This window comes from Enterobacter sp. MGH 38 (genome assembly GCF_000492855.1).
GTDB classification, from domain to species: Bacteria; Pseudomonadota; Gammaproteobacteria; order Enterobacterales; family Enterobacteriaceae; genus Enterobacter; species Enterobacter hormaechei_C.
The window spans coordinates 1,713,869-1,734,982 of record NZ_KI535607.1 but is presented as its reverse complement, the minus strand read 5'-3'; the positions used below and the strand labels follow the sequence as shown (position 1 = coordinate 1,734,982).

18 protein-coding genes and 1 pseudogene are annotated in these 21,114 nt (G+C 56.8%); 12 read left to right on the top strand and 7 right to left on the bottom strand.

The genetic code is table 11. The annotated features are described in order from the left end of the window. Nucleotides 1-14: 14 nt before the first annotated feature. Nucleotides 15-923 (bottom strand): 2-keto-3-deoxygluconate aldolase, encoded by a 909-nt coding sequence (gene yagE, locus L384_RS12725; protein ID WP_023324070.1) that lies wholly within the window; start codon nucleotides 921-923, stop codon nucleotides 15-17. 208 nt (nucleotides 924-1,131) lie between these two features. After that, a complete protein-coding gene (locus L384_RS12730; protein WP_023315297.1) occupies nucleotides 1,132-1,584 on the bottom strand; it encodes a YhcH/YjgK/YiaL family protein in 453 nt (150 codons plus the stop codon). A 674-nt stretch (nucleotides 1,585-2,258) separates the two neighbouring features. Here L384_RS12730 and arcA point away from each other — a divergent pair. From arcA to L384_RS12755, 5 genes are all read left to right on the top strand, one after another. Beyond that, the gene (arcA, locus tag L384_RS12735; RefSeq protein ID WP_023305333.1) at nucleotides 2,259-3,479 is read left to right on the top strand and encodes an arginine deiminase; all 1,221 of its coding nucleotides are present in this window, start codon (nucleotides 2,259-2,261) and stop codon (nucleotides 3,477-3,479) included. A 10-nt stretch (nucleotides 3,480-3,489) separates the two neighbouring features. Continuing rightward, complete coding sequence (locus L384_RS12740; RefSeq protein WP_003862918.1) at nucleotides 3,490-4,401, top strand: carbamate kinase; 912 nt, start codon at nucleotides 3,490-3,492, stop codon at nucleotides 4,399-4,401. 119 nt (nucleotides 4,402-4,520) lie between these two features. Then, nucleotides 4,521-5,525 carry an ornithine carbamoyltransferase gene (gene argF, locus L384_RS12745; RefSeq protein ID WP_003863360.1) on the top strand — a complete coding sequence of 335 codons (1,005 nt, stop codon included), beginning with the start codon at nucleotides 4,521-4,523 and terminating at the stop codon, nucleotides 5,523-5,525. Between the two features lie 46 nt (nucleotides 5,526-5,571). Beyond that, complete coding sequence (locus L384_RS12750) at nucleotides 5,572-6,975, top strand: YfcC family protein (RefSeq protein ID WP_003863365.1); 1,404 nt, start codon at nucleotides 5,572-5,574, stop codon at nucleotides 6,973-6,975. Between the two features lie 80 nt (nucleotides 6,976-7,055). Further along, the gene (locus L384_RS12755) at nucleotides 7,056-7,535 is read left to right on the top strand and encodes an arginine repressor (protein WP_032608385.1); all 480 of its coding nucleotides are present in this window, start codon (nucleotides 7,056-7,058) and stop codon (nucleotides 7,533-7,535) included. Nucleotides 7,536-7,538: 3 nt separating this feature from the next. Here the strand turns inward: L384_RS12755 and L384_RS22420 are convergent. Further along, nucleotides 7,539-7,656 (bottom strand): annotated as a pseudogene (locus tag L384_RS22420) (hypothetical protein). Between L384_RS22420 and L384_RS21860 the strand changes: the two are divergent. From L384_RS21860 to gbpA, 5 genes are all read left to right on the top strand, one after another. Beyond that, on the top strand, nucleotides 7,636-7,740 hold the full coding sequence (locus L384_RS21860) for a pyrBI operon leader peptide (protein WP_022646880.1): 105 nt from the start codon (nucleotides 7,636-7,638) through the stop codon (nucleotides 7,738-7,740). The pseudogene L384_RS22420 and the gene L384_RS21860 sit on opposite strands and share 21 nt — an antisense overlap. 34 nt (nucleotides 7,741-7,774) lie before the next feature. After that, the gene (pyrB, locus tag L384_RS12760; RefSeq protein ID WP_022650292.1) at nucleotides 7,775-8,707 is read left to right on the top strand and encodes an aspartate carbamoyltransferase; all 933 of its coding nucleotides are present in this window, start codon (nucleotides 7,775-7,777) and stop codon (nucleotides 8,705-8,707) included. Nucleotides 8,708-8,719: 12 nt separating this feature from the next. Then, complete coding sequence (gene pyrI / locus L384_RS12765) at nucleotides 8,720-9,181, top strand: aspartate carbamoyltransferase regulatory subunit (RefSeq protein WP_008501390.1); 462 nt, start codon at nucleotides 8,720-8,722, stop codon at nucleotides 9,179-9,181. A 73-nt stretch (nucleotides 9,182-9,254) separates the two neighbouring features. Beyond that, nucleotides 9,255-9,641, top strand: coding sequence for a 2-iminobutanoate/2-iminopropanoate deaminase (gene ridA / locus L384_RS12770; protein WP_003863373.1), 387 nt, complete (start codon nucleotides 9,255-9,257; stop codon nucleotides 9,639-9,641). A 138-nt stretch (nucleotides 9,642-9,779) separates the two neighbouring features. Beyond that, entirely contained in the window at nucleotides 9,780-11,228 is a 1,449-nt protein-coding gene (gene gbpA / locus L384_RS12775; protein ID WP_023315294.1) for an N-acetylglucosamine-binding protein GbpA, read from the top strand. A 94-nt stretch (nucleotides 11,229-11,322) separates the two neighbouring features. Here gbpA and L384_RS12780 read toward each other — a convergent pair whose 3' ends face one another. Further along, nucleotides 11,323-13,707, bottom strand: coding sequence for a beta-N-acetylhexosaminidase (locus L384_RS12780; RefSeq protein ID WP_023324068.1), 2,385 nt, complete (start codon nucleotides 13,705-13,707; stop codon nucleotides 11,323-11,325). Between the two features lie 200 nt (nucleotides 13,708-13,907). Then, the gene (gene mgtA, locus L384_RS12785; protein WP_023324067.1) at nucleotides 13,908-16,616 is read right to left on the bottom strand and encodes a magnesium-translocating P-type ATPase; all 2,709 of its coding nucleotides are present in this window, start codon (nucleotides 16,614-16,616) and stop codon (nucleotides 13,908-13,910) included. Nucleotides 16,617-17,003: 387 nt separating this feature from the next. On the opposite strand from mgtA, the gene treR reads away from it, so the two are divergent. Further along, complete coding sequence (gene treR, locus L384_RS12790; protein ID WP_023324066.1) at nucleotides 17,004-17,951, top strand: trehalose operon repressor TreR; 948 nt, start codon at nucleotides 17,004-17,006, stop codon at nucleotides 17,949-17,951. An 11-nt stretch (nucleotides 17,952-17,962) separates the two neighbouring features. Here treR and L384_RS0121035 read toward each other — a convergent pair whose 3' ends face one another. Further along, entirely contained in the window at nucleotides 17,963-18,442 is a 480-nt protein-coding gene (locus tag L384_RS0121035) for an Hcp family type VI secretion system effector (RefSeq protein ID WP_003863398.1), read from the bottom strand. 236 nt (nucleotides 18,443-18,678) lie between these two features. Next, entirely contained in the window at nucleotides 18,679-19,371 is a 693-nt protein-coding gene (locus L384_RS12800) for a hypothetical protein (RefSeq protein WP_003863400.1), read from the bottom strand. Between the two features lie 306 nt (nucleotides 19,372-19,677). Between L384_RS12800 and treB the strand changes: the two genes are divergently transcribed. Further along, the gene (treB, locus tag L384_RS12810; protein ID WP_003863402.1) at nucleotides 19,678-21,096 is read left to right on the top strand and encodes a PTS trehalose transporter subunit IIBC; all 1,419 of its coding nucleotides are present in this window, start codon (nucleotides 19,678-19,680) and stop codon (nucleotides 21,094-21,096) included. The last annotated feature ends 18 nt before the right edge of the window (nucleotides 21,097-21,114 follow it).

The following is a 21,114-nucleotide window of genomic DNA, read 5'->3' as shown; positions in this document are numbered from 1 at the left end:
GGTTATCGTCCGGCTCAGCAGAGCTTGAGCTGTTGCAGCAGGGTTTTCAGCTGCGCCTTGCGCGGCTCGTCCAGCGCAGAGGCGGGAGGCAGCACGTGCGTGGAAATCGGGCGGCCGCAGAGCACTATCGCCTCTTTAATCACATTCACAAACGGCGTATCCAGCTGATACATCTGCGGTATTTGCAGTAAGGTCTGATGATACTCAGCCGCTTTCGCCACGTCTTTATCCCGCCAGGCTTTCAGAAGATTCACCGACACCTGCGGGGCAAAGTTACCGCTCGCCGAGATCGCCCCGTCGCCGCCGAGCAGCAGGGTATTAAACAAATGATCGTCGTAGCCGCACAGCACGGTGAAGTGCGGATGGGCGGCTTTGACGGTGTGGATCATGCTGCGCAGGTGGGCGACGGAGTCGATGGTGTCTTTGATGCCGACGATGTTGCTGCGCGAGTCGGCGAGGGTTTTCACCAGCGCCGGGGTCAGATCCTGCCCGGTCAGCGCCGGGAAGTTATAGAGCATCACCGGCAGCGTGACGCTGTCGGCCACCTGCTCGAAATAGCGGATCAGGTTCGCTTCTGACACTTTCCAGTAATAGGGGTTGATCACCACGATGCCGTCCGCGCCCGCCTGCTGCGCGTGCTGGCTGAGCGCAATGGTTTCCCGGGCGTTGGTGCCGCCGGTGCCGATCAGGACCGGCACGCGACGATCGACATGATCCATCGCAAATTGGGCAATGGTTTTACGCTCTTCGGCGCCGAGCTGGGAGAACTCGCCGCCGCTGCCCAGGAAGAACAGGCCGTCAACGCCTGCTTTGATGAGATCGTCGATCAGCGCGGCGGTGCCCTGCTTATCGAGCTGGCCATCGGCAGTAAAAATGGTGGAGACAGGGGGAATGATACCCGTGAACAACGCGGACTGCGGCATGAGATCTCCTTGCTGAATCATTTTGTTCTACATTATAGAACAGCGTTCGTTAAATTAACGATCATACTATGACGCAGGAAAAGCGCAGGTAAATGAGAGATGGAGAGGGAGTGCGGGAAGTTTAAGCTGGATCACATTATGCGTGGGTGCGGTCTGGTGCCCTCACCCCGGCCCTCTCCCACGGGGAGAGGGTTAGGGTGAGGGAAAATTACTCCACCAGCATTTTAACAACCACTTTCCTGACCTTAGCAGGTGCCCCCACCGCGCACAGCGGCTTATGCACCTCACCCGGCCAGAACACCACAAAATCCCCTTCGCTCAGCACCACGGTTTTCTCCTGCTCGCCTTCCGGCAGGAACGCGATGTCTTTGTCCGCCAGCCAGTCGGTGTCCGGCGTACCGTGCGGCAGGGTACTGAAGGTCATCCCTTCCTGCCCCTTCAGCACAATCTGAATATCCAGATAGCGTGCATGGTATTCAGCACGACGCTCGGCGAACGGCTGGGTCATGTCCTCCGAAACCAAATAAAACAGGCTGTTGCCGTTGATGTCGTGCTTGCCGGTCGGCGTCGCGTCGGTGACGTGGGCCTTAACGTGCTCAATGGCCTGACGCAGCTCTTCTGGCAGCCAGGACTGGAGATGATGAATATTGCCAATAATCATGATACAACCCTCAGATTAAAACATTGTTTCATTTTCATGTTTTATACGAGAATTGCTTCTTCCATACCAGCCCTTTTTTGACAAGATTTGCGTCAGCGCATGTTTATCGGGAAATGTGTTAATCCACTGTTAATTGCACACAGGCATTTATGCAGTGGTTATGCATAACCTCATTTCATGCACTTTGCACATAGGGTCTAACTCACTGAATTTAAAACGTAACTCACAAAACCTGTTGGCATATCACACTTTATCACTTTGGTTATTTCCTTTAAAAATCCATAATTATTTATTGATTTATCTTAAGTGAAAAATAGTTAACTGTCATTATTGCATAGCTATTCCCGAATCAACATTTTATCTATTAAAATCAACCATATAACTAAACATTTCAAAACGTGTAATTCTACAAAATAATAACAAACTCAAATATTGCCACCCGTTCCTGCTTAGCTATTCATCCCGTAATAATATGAAATTAATCATTATCTGATACGAATCATGCAATTGAAAACAAACTCATCAATATCGGTTTTCGCGTGAGCAATGTCACAATAACCATTATTTAAGCGCCTACTATAACTCACGAAATCTATTGAGCTTAGCCGCCATGAAATTAAACACCTCACATGGCGCATGCCCTTTTTATTCTGAAAAAAGTTAAAGGAATAATTATGGAAAAGCATTACGTCGGTTCTGAAATTGGTCAATTGCGTAGCGTTATGCTGCACCGTCCTAATTTAAGTCTGAAACGGTTAACCCCCTCAAACTGTCAGGAGCTGTTATTTGATGACGTGCTCTCGGTTGAACGGGCGGGTGAAGAGCATGACATCTTCGCAAACACGCTGCGCGAGCAGGGTGTGGAAGTCCTCCTGTTGACCGACCTTCTTACGCAAACGCTTGATATTGCGGAAGCAAAAGCCTGGCTTCTTGAAACACAAATCTCCGACTATCGCCTGGGGCCAACCTTCGCCGCCGACGTACGCGGCTGGCTGGCGGATATGCCGCACCGCGAACTGGCGCGCAGGTTAAGCGGCGGATTAACCTACGGTGAAATTCCGGCGGCCATTAAAAATATGGTGGTCGATACCCACACGGCAAATGATTTTATTATGAAGCCGCTGCCGAACCACTTATTTACCCGCGATACCTCCTGCTGGATATATAACGGCGTCTCCATTAATCCGATGGCGAAACCCGCCCGCCAGCGTGAAACGAATAACCTGCGGGCAATATATCGCTGGCATCCCGCATTTGCCGACGGCGAGTTTATTAAGTATTTCGGCGACGAGAATATTAATTACGACCACGCCACTTTAGAAGGCGGCGACGTATTAGTCATTGGTCGCGGGGCGGTATTGATCGGCATGTCCGAACGCACCACCCCGCAGGGCGTGGAGTTCCTCGCTAACAGCCTGTTTAAACACCGCCAGGCCGAGCGCGTGATTGCCGTTGAGCTGCCAAAACACCGCTCCTGCATGCACCTCGACACCGTCATGACCCACATCGACGTGGATACCTTCTCCGTCTACCCGGAAGTGGTGCGCAAAGACGCCCAGTGCTGGACGCTCACCCCGGACGGCCGCGGCGGCCTGCTGCGCACCCAGGAAACCGACCTGCTGCACGCCATCGAGAAAGCGCTCGGCATTAACCAGGTACGTCTGATCACCACCGGCGGCGATGCCTTTGAAGCCGAACGCGAGCAGTGGAACGACGCTAACAACGTCCTGACCATCCGCCCGGGCGTGGTGATCGGCTACGAGCGCAACGTCTGGACCAACGAGAAGTACGACAAGGCGGGCATCACCGTGCTGCCGATCCCGGGCGACGAGCTGGGACGCGGTCGCGGCGGCGCACGCTGCATGAGCTGCCCACTGGAACGCGACGGAATTTAAAGGAGCCATCATGGAACGTAAACCCACTCTGGTTGTGGCCCTTGGCGGCAACGCGCTGCTCAAGCGCGGCGAACCGCTTGAAGCGGACATCCAGCGCCAGAACATCGAGCAGGCCGCCCGCACCATCGCCGGCTTAACGGAGCAGTGGCGCGTGGTGCTGGTGCACGGCAACGGCCCGCAGGTCGGACTGCTGGCGCTGCAAAACAGCGCCTACGACAAAGTCACGCCCTACCCGCTGGACGTTCTCGGCGCCGAAAGCCAGGGGATGATCGGCTACATGCTCCAGCAGGCGCTGAAAAACAATCTGCCCCAGCGCGAGGTCAGCGTCCTGCTCACGCAGGTGGAAGTGGACGCCGCCGACCCGGCCTTCAGTAACCCGACCAAGTACATCGGCCCGGTCTACAGCGAAGCCCAGGCAAAAACGCTGGCCGCGGAGAAAGGCTGGGTGTTTAAGGCCGACGGCAGCTACTTCCGCCGCGTGGTGCCCTCTCCGCAGCCGAAGCGCATTGTCGAGAGCGACGCCATCACGGCGCTTATCCAGCGCGACCATCTGGTGATCTGCAACGGCGGCGGCGGCGTGCCGGTGGTGGAAAACGCCAACGGCTATCGCGGCATTGAGGCGGTGATCGACAAAGACCTCTCCGCCGCCCTGCTGGCGCGCCAGATCGAGGCCGACGCCCTGCTGATCCTCACCGATGCCGACGCGGTGTACCTCGACTGGGGCAAGCCAACCCAACGTCCGCTGGCGCAGGTGACGCCGGAGCTGCTCAGAGGCATGCAGTTCGACGCCGGATCGATGGGGCCGAAAGTAGCCGCCTGCCGCGAGTTTGTTGAGGCCTGCGGCGGCATTGCCGGGATCGGCGCGCTGAATGACGGCGCGGAGATCCTGGCGGGCGAGAAAGGCACGTTGATTCGTAACTAAACCCCTCCCCTCACCCTAACCCTCTCCCGGAGGGAGAGGGAATGTAAGCCCCCCTCTCCCCGTGGGAGAGGGCCGGGGTGAGGGCATCAGACAGCTAACAATTTAAAAAGGATTTCCCCATGACCATTAACCTGAAAAACCGCAACTTCCTGAAACTGCTGGACTACACCCCGGCGGAGATCCAGTACCTGATTGACCTCGCCATCGAGCTCAAGGCCGCCAAAAAAGCCGGGCGCGAGAAGCAAACCCTGGTCGGGAAAAACATCGCCCTGATCTTTGAAAAAACCTCCACCCGCACCCGCTGCGCCTTCGAAGTGGGCGCGTTCGACCAGGGCGCGCAGGTCACCTATCTCGGCCCAAGCGGCTCGCAGATTGGCCATAAAGAGTCGATGAAAGACACCGCCCGCGTGCTGGGCCGCATGTATGACGGCATCGAATATCGCGGCTACGGCCAGGCCATCGTTGAAGAGCTGGGCGAGTACGCGGGGGTGCCGGTGTGGAACGGCCTGACCGACGAGTTCCACCCGACCCAAATTCTCGCCGATCTGATGACCATGCTGGAGCACTCCCCGGGCAAAACCCTGCCGGAGCTGAGCTTTGCCTATCTCGGCGACGCGCGCAACAACATGGGCAACTCGCTGATGGTCGGTGCGGCCAAGATGGGGATGGATATCCGCCTCGTGGCGCCGAAATCCTTCTGGCCGGAGGCAGGCCTGGTTGAGCAGTGCCGCGCCATTGCGAAAGAGACGGGCGCGCGCATCACCCTCACCGACGACGTGGAAGAAGGCGTGCAGGGGACCGATTTTCTCTACACCGACGTGTGGGTCTCCATGGGCGAGCCGAAGGAAGCCTGGGCCGAGCGCGTCAGCCTGATGAAGCCATATCAGATTAACGCGGACGTGATGAAGGCCACCGGTAACCCGAACGTCAAGTTCATGCACTGCCTGCCGGCATTCCACAACGAGCACACTAAGGTGGGCCGCGAAATCGAGATGGCGTACGGGCTGAAGGGGCTGGAGGTGACGGAAGAGGTCTTCGAATCACCGAACTCCATCGTCTTCGACGAAGCAGAGAACCGCATGCACACCATTAAGGCGGTCATGGTGGCGACACTCGGCGACTAATCACCGCCCGGCGCGCCGCGGGGTGCGCCGGGTTCAGGAGAACATCATGGGCAAGTTCAAGTTTCCCTCCGCTTACACCATTCTCTTTTTTCTGATTGCCGTGGTTGCCGTGCTGACGTGGATTGTTCCGGCCGGGCAGTACCATATGGCAATGAACGAGGCGCTCGGTAAAGAAGTGCCGGTTGCTGGCACCTACGCGCACGTGGCAGCGCACCCGCAAGGTCTGGTCTCCGTGCTGATGGCGCCGATTGCCGGGCTGTACGATCCGGAATCCGGCCAGGCCGGAGCCATCGACGTGGCGCTGTTTATTCTGATCATCGGCGGATTCCTCGGGATCGTTACCAAAACCGGGGCGATAGACGCCGGGATCGAGCGCGTCACCACCCGGCTGCGCGGCCGCGAAGAGTGGATGATCCCGATCCTGATGGCGCTGTTTGCCGCGGGCGGCACGATTTACGGCATGGCAGAAGAGTCGCTGCCCTTCTATACCTTACTGGTGCCGGTGATGCTGGCGGCGCGGTTCGATCCGGTGGTTGCGGCCTCTACCGTGCTGCTCGGCGCGGGGATCGGCACCCTCGGCTCCACCATCAACCCGTTCGCCACGGTGATCGCCGCCAACGCCGCCGGGATTCCCTTCACCAACGGCATCATGTTGCGCATCGCGCTGCTGGTGATCGGCTGGATCATCTGCGTGGCGTGGGTAATGCGTTACGCCCGTAAGGTGCGCAAGGATCCGTCGCTGTCGATCGTGGCGGATAAGCAGGAAGAGAACCGCGCCCACTTCCTCGGCAACAAGGGCGAGCAGTCGCTGGAGTTTACCCCGGTGCGCAAACTCATCCTGGTGATCTTCGCCCTCGCCTTCGCGGTGATGATCTACGGCGTGGCGGTGCTGGGCTGGTGGATGGCGGAGATCTCGGCGGTGTTCCTCGCCAGCGCCATTATCGTCGGGCTGATCGCCCGCATGAGCGAAGAGGAGCTGACCTCAACCTTTATCAACGGCGCGCGAGATTTGCTGGGCGTCGCGCTGATTATCGGCATCGCGCGCGGTATCGTAGTGATCATGGATAAGGGCATGATTACCCACACCATTTTGCACAGCGCCGAGGGAATGGTCACCGGCTTGTCGACGGTGGCGTTCATCAACGTGATGTACTGGCTGGAAGTGGTGCTGTCGTTTCTTGTGCCTTCTTCGTCCGGCCTGGCCGTTCTGACGATGCCGATCATGGCGCCCCTTGCCGATTTCGCTAACGTCAACCGCGACCTGGTGGTTACGGCTTACCAGTCGGCGTCCGGCATCGTTAACCTGATCACTCCCACCTCTGCCGTCGTGATGGGCGGGCTGGCTATCGCCCGCGTGCCCTACGTGCGTTATCTGAAATGGGTCGCGCCGCTGCTGGGGATTTTAACGGTGGTGATTATGGTGGCGTTAAGCCTGGGCGCTTTGTTGTGATTTGCCGGATGGCGCTGCGCTTATCCGGCCTACGGATCGGTGCGGTGCCACCGGTTATTTCGGGAACTGATATGGGAACTATGATGGATTACGAAGAGTACTCTCCCAAAGAGCAACTACAGCTAACGGTCTGCCAGCGTCTGATCGCGGAAAAGAGCTATCTCTCCCAGGAAGAGATCCGCCGCGACTTACAGGAGCGGGGTTTTGAGACCATCAGCCAGTCCACCGTTTCACGTCTGCTCAAGTTGCTTGGTGTCATAAAAATTCGCAATGCCAAAGGACTAAAGATTTATTCGCTGAATCCCCAGCTGCGCCCGGCCCCCGATGCGGCGCGTACCGTCTCTGAAATGGTGGTGAGCGTGGAGCACAACAGCGAATTTATCCTTATCCATACCGTCGCCGGATATGGCCGCGCGGTGGCGCGTATTCTGGATTATCACCAGTTACCGGAAATTTTAGGCGTGGTGGCCGGAAGCAGTATTGTCTGGGTCGCGCCCCGCATAGTGAAGCGCACCGCGCTGGTGCATAAGCAAATTAATTATTTACTCAGAACGCATTAATATTCATAAAGAACCGTTTGCATTGAGTAAAGCGTGCATTAAATCGCTTGATCCCAAAAGCGAGCTGCGTATAATGCCCGACAATTTGCCGGGAGGAAGCATGGTCAAGCGTGTACGACACAACGTCTTACCGCGTCTGAAATCAGACGCTGGCCTGCCGTTTTTCTTCCCGTTGCTAAACCTATTCCCAGAGCCCCTCATTTGAGGGGCTTTTTTTTGCCCGGCGTCAGGAGATAAACATGAATCCGCTTTATCAAAAACACATCATTTCCATAAACGACCTCAGCCGCGAAGAGCTGGAACTGGTTCTGGAAACCGCGGCAAAACTGAAGGCCAATCCGCAACCGGAGCTGTTGAAGCACAAGGTGATTGCGAGCTGCTTCTTCGAAGCCTCGACCCGCACGCGCCTCTCCTTTGAAACCTCCATGCACCGCCTGGGCGCGAGCGTGGTGGGCTTCTCGGACAGCAGCAACACGTCGCTGGGTAAAAAAGGCGAGACCCTGGCGGATACCATTTCGGTTATCAGTACCTACGTCGACGCGATTGTGATGCGCCACCCGCAGGAGGGCGCGGCGCGCCTGGCGACCGAGTTCTCCGGCGGCATTCCGGTGCTGAACGCCGGTGACGGTGCCAACCAGCACCCAACGCAGACCCTGCTGGATCTGTTCACCATTCAGGAGACGCAGGGCACGCTTGAGAACCTGAACATCGCCATGGTCGGGGACCTGAAATATGGCCGAACCGTCCATTCCCTGACCCAGGCGCTGGCGAAATTTAACGGCAACCGCTTCTTCTTCATCGCGCCGGACGCGCTGGCGATGCCGCAGTACATTCTCGATATGCTGGACGAAAAAGGCATCGCGTGGAGCCTGCACGCCAGCATCGAAGAGGTGATGGGCAACGTGGATATTCTCTACATGACCCGCGTGCAGAAAGAGCGTCTTGACCCATCCGAGTACGCCAACGTGAAGGCGCAGTTCGTGCTGCGCGCCGGCGACCTCGAAGGCGCGCGCGACAACATGAAGGTGCTGCACCCGCTGCCGCGCATCGATGAGATCACCACAGACGTGGATAAAACGCCGCACGCCTGGTACTTCCAGCAGGCCGGGAACGGCATCTTCGCTCGCCAGGCGTTACTGGCACTGGTTCTGAATCGCGAATTAGCTCTGTAAGGGGAGACGACCATGACACACGATAACAAACTCCAGGTTGAAGCCATCAAGCGTGGCACCGTGATTGACCACATCCCTGCGCAGGTGGGCTTTAAGCTGCTGACGCTGTTCAAACTGACCGAAACCGACCAGCGCATCACCATCGGCCTGAACCTGCCGTCGGGCGAGATGGGCCGCAAAGACCTGATCAAAATCGAGAACACCTTCCTGACCGACGAGCAGGTTAACCAGCTGTCGCTGTACGCGCCGGACGCCACCGTCAACCGCATCGACGAGTACGAAGTGGTCGGCAAATCACGCCCGAGCCTGCCAGAACGTATCGAAAGCGTGCTGGTCTGCCCGAACAGCAACTGCATCAGTCATGCTGAGCCGGTTTCCTCCAGCTTTGCAGTGAAAAAGCGCGCCAATGACATCGCACTCAAATGCAAATACTGCGAAAAAGAGTTTTCTCATTATGTGGTGCTGGCCAACTAATTGAGGTTGGTAATGAAATCCCGGCTGTTATAATGGCCGGGAACATTCTTAACGCTGTAATTCTGGAGAAAAAATGAGCAAAGTACTCGCGACGGAAAATGCACCAGCGGCTATCGGCCCATACGTTCAGGGCGTTGATCTGGGCAGCATGATCATCACTTCTGGCCAGATCCCGGTGAACCCAAAAACCGGTGAAGTACCTGCCGACGTAGCGGCGCAGGCGCGTCAGTCGCTGGAAAACGTGCAGGCGATCGTCGAATCTGCCGGTCTGAAAGTGGGCGATATCGTCAAAACCACCGTGTTCGTGAAAGATCTGAATGATTTTGCGACCGTTAACGCCACTTACGAAGCGTTCTTCACCGAGCACAACGCCACCTTCCCGGCGCGCTCCTGCGTGGAAGTAGCGCGTCTGCCAAAAGACGTGAAAATTGAAATTGAAGCGATTGCCGTACGTCGCTAATTTATTTCAAGAAAGAGAAGGCAGCTCTGGCTGCCTTTTTTTATTTCGACCATTTTTACTCTCTCCGGAAAATGACGCATCCGCCACTCCATTAATAGACTGACGCTGCCTTGCTCTATTCTAATTAATGGATGATGAATGAAACTCTCTAAAATTGCGCTGGCGGTAACCACATTAACGGTTGCGTCTTCCGCACTTGCACACGGATATATAGAATCCCCTGCCAGCCGCGCTTATATGTGTAAGCTCGGCCAGAATATTGACTGTGGCTCTGTACAATATGAACCGCAGAGCGTAGAAAAGACCTCCGGCTTCCCGACGGGTGCGATGCCGCCTGACGGCCAGCTTGCCAGCGCCGGTATTGCCAGCTACTCCCAGCTTGATAAGCAGAGCCTGAACGCCTGGACCAAAAATCCCATGACGGCAGGCCCGCATGAATTTGTCTGGCACCATACCGCGCCGCATAAAACCACCAACTGGCGTTATTACATTACCAAACAAAACTGGGACCCCAATAAACCGCTGACCCGTGACCAGTTCGAATTAACGCCGTTCTGTACTATTAACGGAAATGGTCAGGCACCGGCGATGACAAAATCCATGACCTGTAATGTCCCGGAACGTACGGGCTACCAGGTTATTTATGGCGTGTGGGAAATTGCGGATACCGCAAACAGTTTCTATCAGGCCATTGACGTTGATTTCGGTAACGGCGGCAACGTCACGCCGGACGACACCCCAGCGGTGATATCCCAGTGGAGTAAAACCCTGAGCGGACAGATTGCCGGGAATAACCTGAACACGGGCGATAAAGTGATTGCACGCTTCTTCGACGCCAACGGGGAAGTTGCCGCCCTGCGTACCGAGCTGACCATCGGCTCCGTTGCCCAGGGGGATGCGAACCAGTGGTCCTACGATCTGGCGCAGAAGATCAACGCCGCGTACAGCGATGTGCGTGTCGGGGTAAAGGATGAAGCGGGCGAAATTAGCCCGGTTCACGGCGCGAACAGCGTCTTCGTCAAAGACGGCAGCGCCCTCCAGTCCGTTGCGATTTCGTACGAAGAGCAGAAGGCGGAAGTGAATGAAACCATCGCGGTATCTAACCTGCACTACAGCAAAATCGAGAATGGCAAGGCGTCCGTCACCTTCCACGTGAACACCAAAGGCGACGTGAACGTTGAAGCGCACGTGATGAACCACAGCGGTGCGGAAAAGGGGTATCTGAAGCAGGAGATGAATAACGCCAGCCAGGACGTGACCATGACCCTGACTGACGTCACGGCGGGTCACCATATGCTGAAATACTACGCCACCAACAAAGACGGCACCCTGTTCGCGCAGGACGTGCTGGATCTGATGCTGGAAAGCGACGCGGCGGACAGCAACGGCCCGCATGACTTTATCTTCCCGGATAACGTCGCGTCCTACAAAGCGGGCACCGTAGTGCTACAGCCGAAAGACGGTAAGACCTACGAATGCAGGCCTGTCCCGTTCAGCGGCTACTGCGTGCAGTACAGCCCAACCGCAAACCAGTTTGAACCAGGCGTGGGCGCGCACTGGAGAGAGGCATGGGTGTTGAAGGACTGAGTGATCTGATTCCCTCACCCTAACCCTCTCCCAAAGGGAGAGGGAATTTATACACCCTCTCCCTTTGGGAAAGGGCTGGGGTGAGGGTTCTTTACTACTGATTCCGCGTCGCGCGCAGCAGCGTTTCCAGCGGGTACACCGCCGCAATCACCACCTCGTCCTGAACCTTCGCCGCGTTATCCAGTTCGCTCTGGATCGACGCAATCTCTTTATCATCCAGCGTGCCCTGGCGCGCCACCAGATCCGTCAGCCTCAGGCCAATCGCGGCCAGCTTATCCACCTCCTGGATCACCGGCTTAATGGCCTTCAACTGATAGCTGTTTTCGCTTAGCGCCAGCGCGTCGCTGGTGTTGTTCTGCCAGCGGTTAAAGACGTGGCGCAGCGCGTCGGCGCTTTCCGTGTCTTCCGCGTCGCTCACCAGACGGTCCGCCCATTTATTCATCTGACGCCCGGTCGCACTTTCCGGGTTTAGCGCATCAGCGAGCCGGTTGAGCGGCTCAAACTGATGATAGTTTCCAGCCTGGAACTTAAGATGCTGGCGGGTGTAATACTGCGCCGGTTCAAGCGCCTGGGCGAGAATTTGCAGCGGCAGGGTATCCGCATTGTTGGCGAGGCGCGTGAACTGCACCTGCTGCTGGGTATGCTGCTGTAGTCCAGCCGACACCGTCGACCAGCTGTCCATCGCCTGGAGCCGGGTATACATGTTGTCGATGTCGTTGACGTCCTTCGCCGACCATAGCCGCTCCGCCACCGCAAAGGCGCGCGGCCACAGACGGATATCCAGCACCGGCGCGACCACGTTTTCCGCCCACAGCGCGGCTTCACCGCCGAGCAGATTGGCCTCGTTCGCCGGGTCCGGCACCACCGGCGGTATGCCTTTTGGCACAGCGTCCAGACGCGTGCCGCTAATCGGGTAGCGGGCGTTACCCACCAGGAAATAGCCGCTGAGCTTATCGTTCTCAACAGAAACGACCGGACGCGTTTCACCCATCCAGGTATCAACGGTAAACGTTACCTGATTGTCGTCCCGCCATTGAATGTTATCCACCGCCCGACGCGATTTCCCGGCAAAATCAATAAACCCGCGCCAGCCGGCATCCCCTTTCACTAGGGTGAAGCTCCCCTCCACCGGCTTGCCCTTCAGGCGCGGCATGGAGAAAGCCCAGCTCTGGACGCTGTCGGTGTCCGCTATCACATCCACGCCGTTCAGCCCCTGCGGCACAATTTCATTGCGGTAGTGGTAGGCGGTTGATTGCGGCTGATCGAGGTAGAAACCGGTTGAGAGAATGCCCTTATAACCGTTCTGCGCCACCTGCCCCAGCGCGTCCTGTCCCTGCCAGGACTGGATCAGAATGCTTTTCGGCAGATCGGGATGGTAGATCTCATCCCAGCCAACCATCTGCCGGTGGTGCTTCTCAAGGATCGTCTCCAGCTTGCGGTTGAAATACGCCTGCAACGCGTGGCTGTCCGCCAGTTTATTGTCGCGCATGAATCTCTGGATCGCAGCGTTCGCTTTCCACTGGCTGTCGTCAACCTCATCGCCGCCAATATGCAGATATGGATCCGGGAAGATCGCCGCCAGTTCGCTGACCATCGCGTCGGCAAAGGTATAAGTTGCCTCTTTGGTGGGATCCAGCACTGGCTTCAGCACGCCCCAGTGGCGCTCCATGGCGTATGGCCCCGGCGCGCTCATCAGCTCCGGGTAGGCGACGGCAATCGCCGAGGCGTGGCCCGGCATATCAATTTCCGGCACCACGCGTATGCCGCGTTCGGCAGCGTAACGCACAATCTCGCGCATCTGCTCAGGGGTGTAGAACAGCCCGTCGCTGGCAAGCTGGGTCAGCTTAGGGTAGCGCTTTGAGCTGAAGCGCCAGCCCTGATCGTCGGTCAAATGCCAGTGCAGCACGTTGAGCTTCGCCGCGGCCATGCCGTCGATCTGGCGTTTAATATCCGGAATCGGGAGGAAGTGGCGCGCCGAATCGAGCAGCAGCCCGCGCCACGGGAAGCGCGGCGAATCTTCAATGGTCACCCACGGGATCGAGGTGTTTTCGGCGCCGTTCTGCATCAGCTGAAGCAAGGTTTCCATGGCGCGCAGCGCGCCGAAGCGGGTATTGGCGGAGATATTTACGCCGTTGGCGTCCACCGTGAGTTTATAGCTCTCATCGCTGTCCGGCAGCGGCTGCGGCTTCACCTTTTTGGCGATGGCGATGCGGATGGTCGGCTTGTCAGGTTTTTCGGCCTGCGGCTGTAGCGTCCAGCCGGTTTGAAGGGCGATGCGCTGGCGCAGGCGGTTGACCGCATCCCCCAGATCGTCGCCACTTACGCTCACGGTGAGTTGATTGTTAAGCTCCAGCGCGCCCTGAGTGGTCGGGCGTTCAACCTTCGCAGGCCAGGGCATTAAGGGAAGGTCGCCTGCCGGTGCGGCAAAGGCGGAGGCGCCGAGCATAAGCCCGGCGGTTAAGAGACTGTACCGTAACATGAATGTTCCTTATCTGACGGGCCAAATACAGGCAAAACATTCTGTTAACATGCGCTCAAATTGTCGTCAAGCGAATGCGCCGACGGAGATCACAGGTTGTTGAATTTGGGAGGAAAGCCAGCTGCCGGGTGGCGGCTTCGCCTTACCCGGCCTACGTTCGGATCGTAGGCCCGGTAAGCGCAGCGCCACCGGGCTTGCCGTTACTGCCACCCATACCGACGGCTATAGAACCCCTTCACCATCTGCGTCAGCACCATGTAACCCGCGAGGATCGCCACCAGCCATGGGAAGTAGCTCAGCGGTAGCGCCTGAAGTTGCAGGTAGCTTGCCAGCGGCGAGAACGGCAGCGCGATCCCGAGCGCCATCACAATGCCCGTCATCACAATCAGCGGCCACGCGGCACGGCTCTGAATGAACGGAATGCGGCGGGTGCGGATCATGTGCACAATCAGCGTCTGGGACAGCAGCCCCACCACGAACCAGCCGGACTGGAACAGCGTCTGGTGTTCCGGGGTGTTGGCGTGGAACACAAACCACATCAGGCAGAAAGTCAGAATGTCGAAGATAGAGCTGATCGGCCCAAAGAACAGCATAAAGCGCCCCAGATCGGCGGGGTTCCAGCGCTGCGGCTTCTGGATCTGCTCGTCGTCCACGTTATCAAACGGGATGGCGACCTGAGAGACATCGTACATCAGGTTCTGGATCAGCAGATGCAGCGGCAGCATCGGCAGAAACGGCAGAAACGCGCTCGCCACCAGCACGCTGAAGACGTTGCCGAAGTTCGAGCTGGCGGTCATTTTGATGTATTTGAGCATATTGGCGAAGGTGCGACGCCCTTCGATGACGCCCTCCTCCAGCACCATCAGGCTCTTTTCCAGCAGAATGATATCCGCTGCTTCGCGGGCAATATCCACCGCGCCGTCTACGGAGATACCGATATCCGCCGCACGCAGGGCCGGCGCATCGTTGATGCCGTCGCCCATAAAGCCCACCACGTGCCCTTCACGACGCAGCAGCGTTACGATGCGTTCTTTGTGCATCGGCGTCAGGCGGGCAAACAGCGTGGTGCGCTGGGCAAGCTGCGCCAGTTCGTCGTCAGAAAGCGTTTCGATGTCGCTCCCCACCACCACGTCGCCTGCGTCCAGCCCCACTTCGGCGCACACTTTTGCCGCCACCAGCTCGCTGTCGCCGGTGAGAATTTTGACGGTGATACCGCTCGCTTTCAGCGCTTTCAGCGCAGGTGCGGTGGTCTCTTTCGGCGGATCGAGGAATGCGATGTAACCCTCGAGGATCAAATCAGATTCATCGATACGCTGGTAGTCCCCTTCCCGCGCGGGCAGGAACTTGCTGGCTACCGCCACCACGCGCAGCCCCTGGCGGTTCAGGTTATCGGTGACGCGTTTGATGCGGCGCAGCATGGTCTCATCCAGCGGCACGATCTCGCCGTTATGGCGCACCTGCGTGGAAACATTCAGGATCTCCTGCAATGCCCCTTTGCAGATCAGCTGATGCACGTCCGGCTGCTCGCTGACCACCACCGACATGCGGCGTCGTTCAAAGTCGAACGGAATTTCGTCCACCTTCTGCCAGCGCCCGGAGAGCATGCGGGCAGACTCTTCATCCACACCTTCCAGCACCGCCACGTCGAGCAGGTTTTTCAGCCCGGTCTGGTAGTGGCTGTTCAGCCACGCGCTGTACAGCACCCGTTCGCTGGTCTTTCCGGCGATATCGGTGTGGTTCTCCAGCACGATTTTGTCCTGGGTCAGGGTGCCGGTTTTATCGGTGCAAAGAATGTCCATCGCGCCAAAGTTCTGGATGGCGTCGAGGTGTTTAACGATCACCTTTTGTTTAGAGAGTTTGACCGCCCCGCGCGCCAGCGTGGAGGTGACAATCATCGGCAGCATTTCCGGCGTTAAGCCAACGGCCACGGAGAGCGCGAACAGCGCCGCTTCCCACCAGTCGCCTTTGGTGTAGCCGTTGATCAGCAGGACAATTGGCGTCATGACCATCATAAAGCGGATCAGCAGCATGCTGACGCGGCCAATGCCTTTCTGGAACGCATTCGGCTCGCTCTCCTGCTCGCTGACGCGTCCGGCAAGCTGTCCAAACCATGTATTGCCGCCGGTGGCGGTGACAATCGCCTGCGCGGTGCCACTAACCACCGTGGTGCCCATAAAGCACAGGGTGTCGCACTCCAGCGGGTTCATCTGCTGCGGATCGCGGGTCCGCGCCACCTTCTCTACGGGCAGGGATTCACCGGTGAGTGACGCCTGCGCGACGAACAGATCCCGCGCCTGGATGATACGTAAATCCGCCGGGATCATGTCCCCCGCCGCCAGCTTCACCAGATCGCCCGGCACCAGCTGGTCAATGGGAAGCTCAATCCAGGCGTTTTCGCCGAGGTCGTTAATCACGCGCGACACGGTGGCGGTGTTGCTGACCATCGCTTTCAGCGCATCCGCCGCTTTGGTGGAGCGCGCTTCCTGAATAAAGTTCAGCAGCGTGGAGATCCCTACCATCAGGGCAATCACGCCTGCGGCAAACAGATCTTCAGTGGCGTAAGAGATAATCCCGAGCACCGTCAGCAGCAGGTTGAACGGATTGCGGTAGCAGAGCCACAGGTGGACCCACCAGGGAGAGGGTTTCTGCGCCGGGATCTGGTTATCGCCATGTTCCGCGCGGATTTTTGACACTTCTTGCGCGTTCAGCCCTTCCGGGTGGCCGCCAAAGGCGCGCCAGACTTCGTTTTCATCCATCGCCGCCACGTTCAGGCAGCGCTCGGTCAGGGAAGCGGGGATTGCCGCTCCCGCCATGGTGTTGGCATTTGGCAGCGGATCGCGCGCAATCAGGCGATGTGGCAGGTGACGGCTCAGCAGCGCTTGCAGCTGCCGGGTGATATTTTTCAGCATAGTCATTCCCCCGCATCCGCAAAGGCGGACGCAGTCTTTCCCGCAGGCGTGGCAAAGCCGTACCTGTCAGGCACTTAATTTATCAAGCAGGAACGTATGAACGTTGCTGCCTCACGCCGGTGAGACAGCAAAAAGCTGGCTTACCGGTAAGAAGGTTTTCTCCGGGTCAGGAGAGGTGTGGGATCGGGATCCATGTGGCCTCCGGTAAGTAAAAAGTTGGGTATCGGCGCGCAGTATAGAGATTTATCCATACCGTTTGTGACTAATCGGGCGGTATTATAACGCCCTGCAAATAAACCGAACGTAAACCAGACTTTGCCCATAGCGAATTCGCAGGATAGCATTAGGCTCAATTGATTATTTTATCGTTGTTACAGGGAATACAGCATGCAGAACCGCCTTACGATTAAAGACATCGCGCGTTTAAGCGGCGTGGGGAAATCGACTGTCTCACGCGTGCTGAACAACGAAAGCGGTGTCAGCGAGCGCACACGCGAGCGCGTCGAGGCGGTGATGAATCAGCACGGTTTTTCCCCTTCCCGCTCCGCGCGCGCCATGCGCGGGCAGAGCGATAAAGTGGTCGCCATTATCGTCTCGCGCCTGGATTCCCTCTCCGAAAACCTCGCCGTACAGACGATGCTGCCCGCGTTCTACGAGCAGGGCTACGATCCGATCATGATGGAGAGCAAGTTCTCCGCGCAAATGGTGGAGGAGCATCTCGGTATGCTTCAGCGCCGTAATATTGATGGGGTGGTGCTGTTCGGATTTACCGGCCTAAAAGAGGACGTGCTTAAACCCTGGCAGCCGTCACTGGTGCTGCTGGCGCGCGACGCAAGCGGGTTTGCCTCTGTCTGTTACGATGACGAAGGGGCGATCGTGATCCTGATGCAGCGCCTGTATGAACAGGGCCATCGGCATATTAGCTATCTCGGCGTGCCGCATGCCGACATCACCACCGGCAAGCGTCGCCATGAAGCGTACCTGGCGTTTTGTAAAAAACACAATCTCCCCGCCGTGGCCGCGCTGCCTGGTCTGGGTATGAAACAGGGATATGAACAGGTCTCCAGCGTGCTGACGCCACAAACCACCGCCCTGGTATGCGCCACGGATACCCTTGCATTGGGTGCGAGCAAATATTTGCAGGAGCAGCGCATCGGGGAGCTGCAATTAGCGAGCGTGGGAAGCACGCCGCTGATGAAGTTCTTACACCCGGAGATTATCAGCGTTGATCCGGGTTACGCCGAGTCTGGCCAGCAGGCTGCCGCGCAGCTGATAGAGCAGATCAACGGGCGCGCTGAGCCGCGTCAGATCGTTATTCCTGCCCGTCTCTCATAGTCCTTTCGCTTTCATGCGCAACAGCGATCGTTCCATGAATCACGGTACAGGATATTGCCTTCGGTATACTTCCAGGTAATTGCCTCATAGCGCAGCTCCAGCGTTTCCAGGTGGGTACTGGTCATACTGCCGGGGGAGAGATACGGCGCTACCGTTGTGAACTTGACGTTTTCCAGAATAATATTGAAATACTCAGCCTCAATCCCAGACTCAAGAATACGGTACATTTTAATTGTCGCCTTCTTCATGGTTCGCCCTTCGCAAACTGCCCGGTAAAGAAGCGGCGTTGTCTGATCAAATTCTTTGACTATTGTTATAGGCCGATGTACGCGTGTACCAGTGAGTTTTCCCCAGCTTGGGTCAACCGGAATAGTTACGCCATGGGAAAAGGATTTTAATTCAATAGATCCAAGACGCAGTGGCATTGCACAACAACCGACAATCGGCGAGCCATTCTCATCTTCAAGCCATAAATGTGCGGGAGCAGACATAGAAATACCTTATTAGTGGTTATCTGTATTGAAATGTTTGGCCTTTTACCATTTCACATAGCAGCCAAAAACAATCATGACCACAATGAAGAAAAGCCCAATTGGCCAGACAGGACTGCCGGGGAAGAAATGGGCCTGTATCAGGGCAAACAGGATTGTTAACGCGGCCGGGCCGTAGACCGAAAATATAATTCGCCCCTGCCAACGTAAAAAACGTTTGATGTAATTCATCATTGTTATCTGATCAACCTGGTGATGATATCCGCAATGTCGTCATCAGATGCCCATTGCGCACGTGTCGCGTCCGTCCTGCGAAACACAGGCTCAATGAGAAAATAAAGCATTTCAAGCCCTTGAGCATAAAGTGCCGAGTACCAGGCGGGAAATTCAACGTACAGACGATGCGCGCTATCGGCGGCTTGCTGTACTACCCCATACAGCCCAATAAAAGCAATACCTCGGGAAGCCCATCTTCCGGTAATGGCGCTTAATTCGAGGCTGATATTTAATCCAAGGCGAACGCAGGCGGCAACGGCTAATGTAAACCCGGCACCGGTAAGGCTAACCGCAGCGATGTGGACATTTACAGCCATTAGCCGCTGTTTAATATACTCTAACTGTTTAGGATTTTTGTATTTGAAAACTTCCTCAAAATACAGTCTAAGCATTTCATAGACTACATCCACACCGCTTACTAATTTATAAACGGCATCTCTGAAGCGTAGGTCTTCGCTCTTCTGTCTCAGGCAAACATCATTGTATTCATCAGTGAAACATGAGGCGTAATACAACAGCCGAGTGGCGCCTTTCCCTATCATATTCACCTGTGTTTTGACGTTCTGGCCGACCGCAGTAACAGCATGGTCGAGTTTAAGCGCAAGTATTTTATTGGCCTGTAAATAACTGACGATCTCGTTGTTCCCGTACATTATTGCTCTACGTTTATTTCAGTATATGAAGACAAGCTTATGCCTGAAACCGACTGTAAAGTTCCGGCCAGATCATGTTTAAGATCTTCCCTGTATTTTTAAGATATTGACCTGATATTTTTTAAACACTCTTGAGAAGAAATTCATAAAAACTGCGAGTGAAATGCAATCCAGTGTGCCCTCACACAGCGGATTATTGTGATCTTCGCCCGATTTCGGGAACGTTCCCATTTTCGCCGTCACGTTGAAGGAGTAGGCTTGCGCACAGGTCATAACCCCTATCACCATCTGTCATGAGGTTTCATGATGAGTAAAGTCAAACAAACAGATATCGATCAGCTGATCGTCCTGGTCGGCGGACGCGACAACATCGCCACCGTCAGCCATTGCATTACCCGCCTGCGCTTCGTGCTGAACGATCCGGCCAAAGCCAACCCGAAGGCCATTGAAGAGCTTTCCATGGTTAAAGGCTGCTTCACCAATGCCGGGCAGTTCCAGGTGGTGATTGGTACCGAAGTGGGCGATTACTATCAGGCTCTGCTGGCGACTACCGGGCACTCTTCCGCAGATAAAGAGCAGGCGAAGAAGGCCGCGCGTCAGAATATGAAATGGCATGAGCAGCTGATTTCCCATTTTGCGGAGATCTTCTTCCCGCTGCTGCCAGCGCTGATCAGCGGGGGCTTAATTCTGGGCTTCCGTAACGTCATCGGCGATGTGCCAATGAGCGACGGCAAAACCCTGGCGCAGATGTACCCGGCGCTGCAAAGTATCTATGACTTCCTGTGGCTGATTGGCGAAGCGATCTTCTTCTATCTGCCGGTCGGGATCTGCTGGTCCGCGGTGCGCAAGATGGGCGGAACGCCAATTCTCGGTATCGTGCTCGGCGTGACGCTGGTCTCTCCGCAGTTAATGAACGCTTACTTACTTGGTCAGCAAACGCCAGAGGTGTGGAACTTCGGCCTGTTTACCATCGCCAAAGTGGGCTATCAGGCGCAGGTAATCCCGGCATTGCTGGCGGGTCTGGCGCTGGGCTTTATTGAGACGCGCCTGAAGCGCATCGTGCCGGATTACCTGTATCTGGTGGTGGTCCCGGTCTGCTCGCTGATCCTGGCGGTGTTCCTGGCGCACGCCTTTATCGGTCCGTTTGGCCGCATGATTGGCGACGGCGTGGCCTTCGCGGTCCGTCACCTGATGACCGGCAGCTTCGCGCCAATCGGTGCCGCGCTGTTTGGCTTCCTCTACGCTCCGCTGGTGATCACCGGCGTGCACCAGACCACGCTGGCGATCGATATGCAAATGATCCAGAGCCTCGGCGGTACGCCTGTCTGGCCGATCATCGCCCTGTCTAACATTGCGCAGGCCTCAGCGGTAACCGGCATCATCATCGTCAGCCGTAAGCACAACGAGCGTGAGATCTCCGTTCCGGCTGCTATCTCCGCTTACCTCGGCGTCACTGAACCGGCGATGTACGGTATCAACCTGAAATACCGCTTCCCGATGCTCTGCGCGATGATCGGCTCCGGTCTGGCGGGCTTGCTGTGCGGCCTGAACGGCGTGATGGCAAACGGGATTGGCGTCGGCGGCCTGCCGGGGATCCTCTCCATTCAGCCCGCTTTCTGGCAGGTATTTGCGCTGGCGATGGCGGTGGCGATTATCATCCCAATGGCGCTGACTACCGTGGTTTATCAGCGTAAGTTCCGTCAGGGCACGTTGCAGATTGTTTAATTCTCTCTTTCGGGGCGC

Bases quoted from the DNA above. Each gene is read 5' to 3' on its own strand.
- yagE (WP_023324070.1), bottom strand. From the start codon at position 923: ATGCCGCAGTCCGCGTTGTTCACGGGTATCATTCCCCCTGTCTCCACC.
- L384_RS12730 (WP_023315297.1), bottom strand. From the start codon at position 1,584: ATGATTATTGGCAATATTCATCATCTCCAGTCCTGGCTGCCAGAAGAG.
- arcA (WP_023305333.1), top strand. From the start codon at position 2,259: ATGGAAAAGCATTACGTCGGTTCTGAAATTGGTCAATTGCGTAGCGTT.
- L384_RS12740 (WP_003862918.1), top strand. From the start codon at position 3,490: ATGGAACGTAAACCCACTCTGGTTGTGGCCCTTGGCGGCAACGCGCTG.
- argF (WP_003863360.1), top strand. From the start codon at position 4,521: ATGACCATTAACCTGAAAAACCGCAACTTCCTGAAACTGCTGGACTAC.
- L384_RS12750 (WP_003863365.1), top strand. From the start codon at position 5,572: ATGGGCAAGTTCAAGTTTCCCTCCGCTTACACCATTCTCTTTTTTCTG.
- L384_RS12755 (WP_032608385.1), top strand. From the start codon at position 7,056: ATGATGGATTACGAAGAGTACTCTCCCAAAGAGCAACTACAGCTAACG.
- L384_RS21860 (WP_022646880.1), top strand. From the start codon at position 7,636: ATGGTCAAGCGTGTACGACACAACGTCTTACCGCGTCTGAAATCAGAC.
- pyrB (WP_022650292.1), top strand. From the start codon at position 7,775: ATGAATCCGCTTTATCAAAAACACATCATTTCCATAAACGACCTCAGC.
- pyrI (WP_008501390.1), top strand. From the start codon at position 8,720: ATGACACACGATAACAAACTCCAGGTTGAAGCCATCAAGCGTGGCACC.
- ridA (WP_003863373.1), top strand. From the start codon at position 9,255: ATGAGCAAAGTACTCGCGACGGAAAATGCACCAGCGGCTATCGGCCCA.
- gbpA (WP_023315294.1), top strand. From the start codon at position 9,780: ATGAAACTCTCTAAAATTGCGCTGGCGGTAACCACATTAACGGTTGCG.
- L384_RS12780 (WP_023324068.1), bottom strand. From the start codon at position 13,707: ATGTTACGGTACAGTCTCTTAACCGCCGGGCTTATGCTCGGCGCCTCC.
- mgtA (WP_023324067.1), bottom strand. From the start codon at position 16,616: ATGCTGAAAAATATCACCCGGCAGCTGCAAGCGCTGCTGAGCCGTCAC.
- treR (WP_023324066.1), top strand. From the start codon at position 17,004: ATGCAGAACCGCCTTACGATTAAAGACATCGCGCGTTTAAGCGGCGTG.
- L384_RS0121035 (WP_003863398.1), bottom strand. From the start codon at position 18,442: ATGTCTGCTCCCGCACATTTATGGCTTGAAGATGAGAATGGCTCGCCG.
- L384_RS12800 (WP_003863400.1), bottom strand. From the start codon at position 19,371: ATGTACGGGAACAACGAGATCGTCAGTTATTTACAGGCCAATAAAATA.
- treB (WP_003863402.1), top strand. From the start codon at position 19,678: ATGAGTAAAGTCAAACAAACAGATATCGATCAGCTGATCGTCCTGGTC.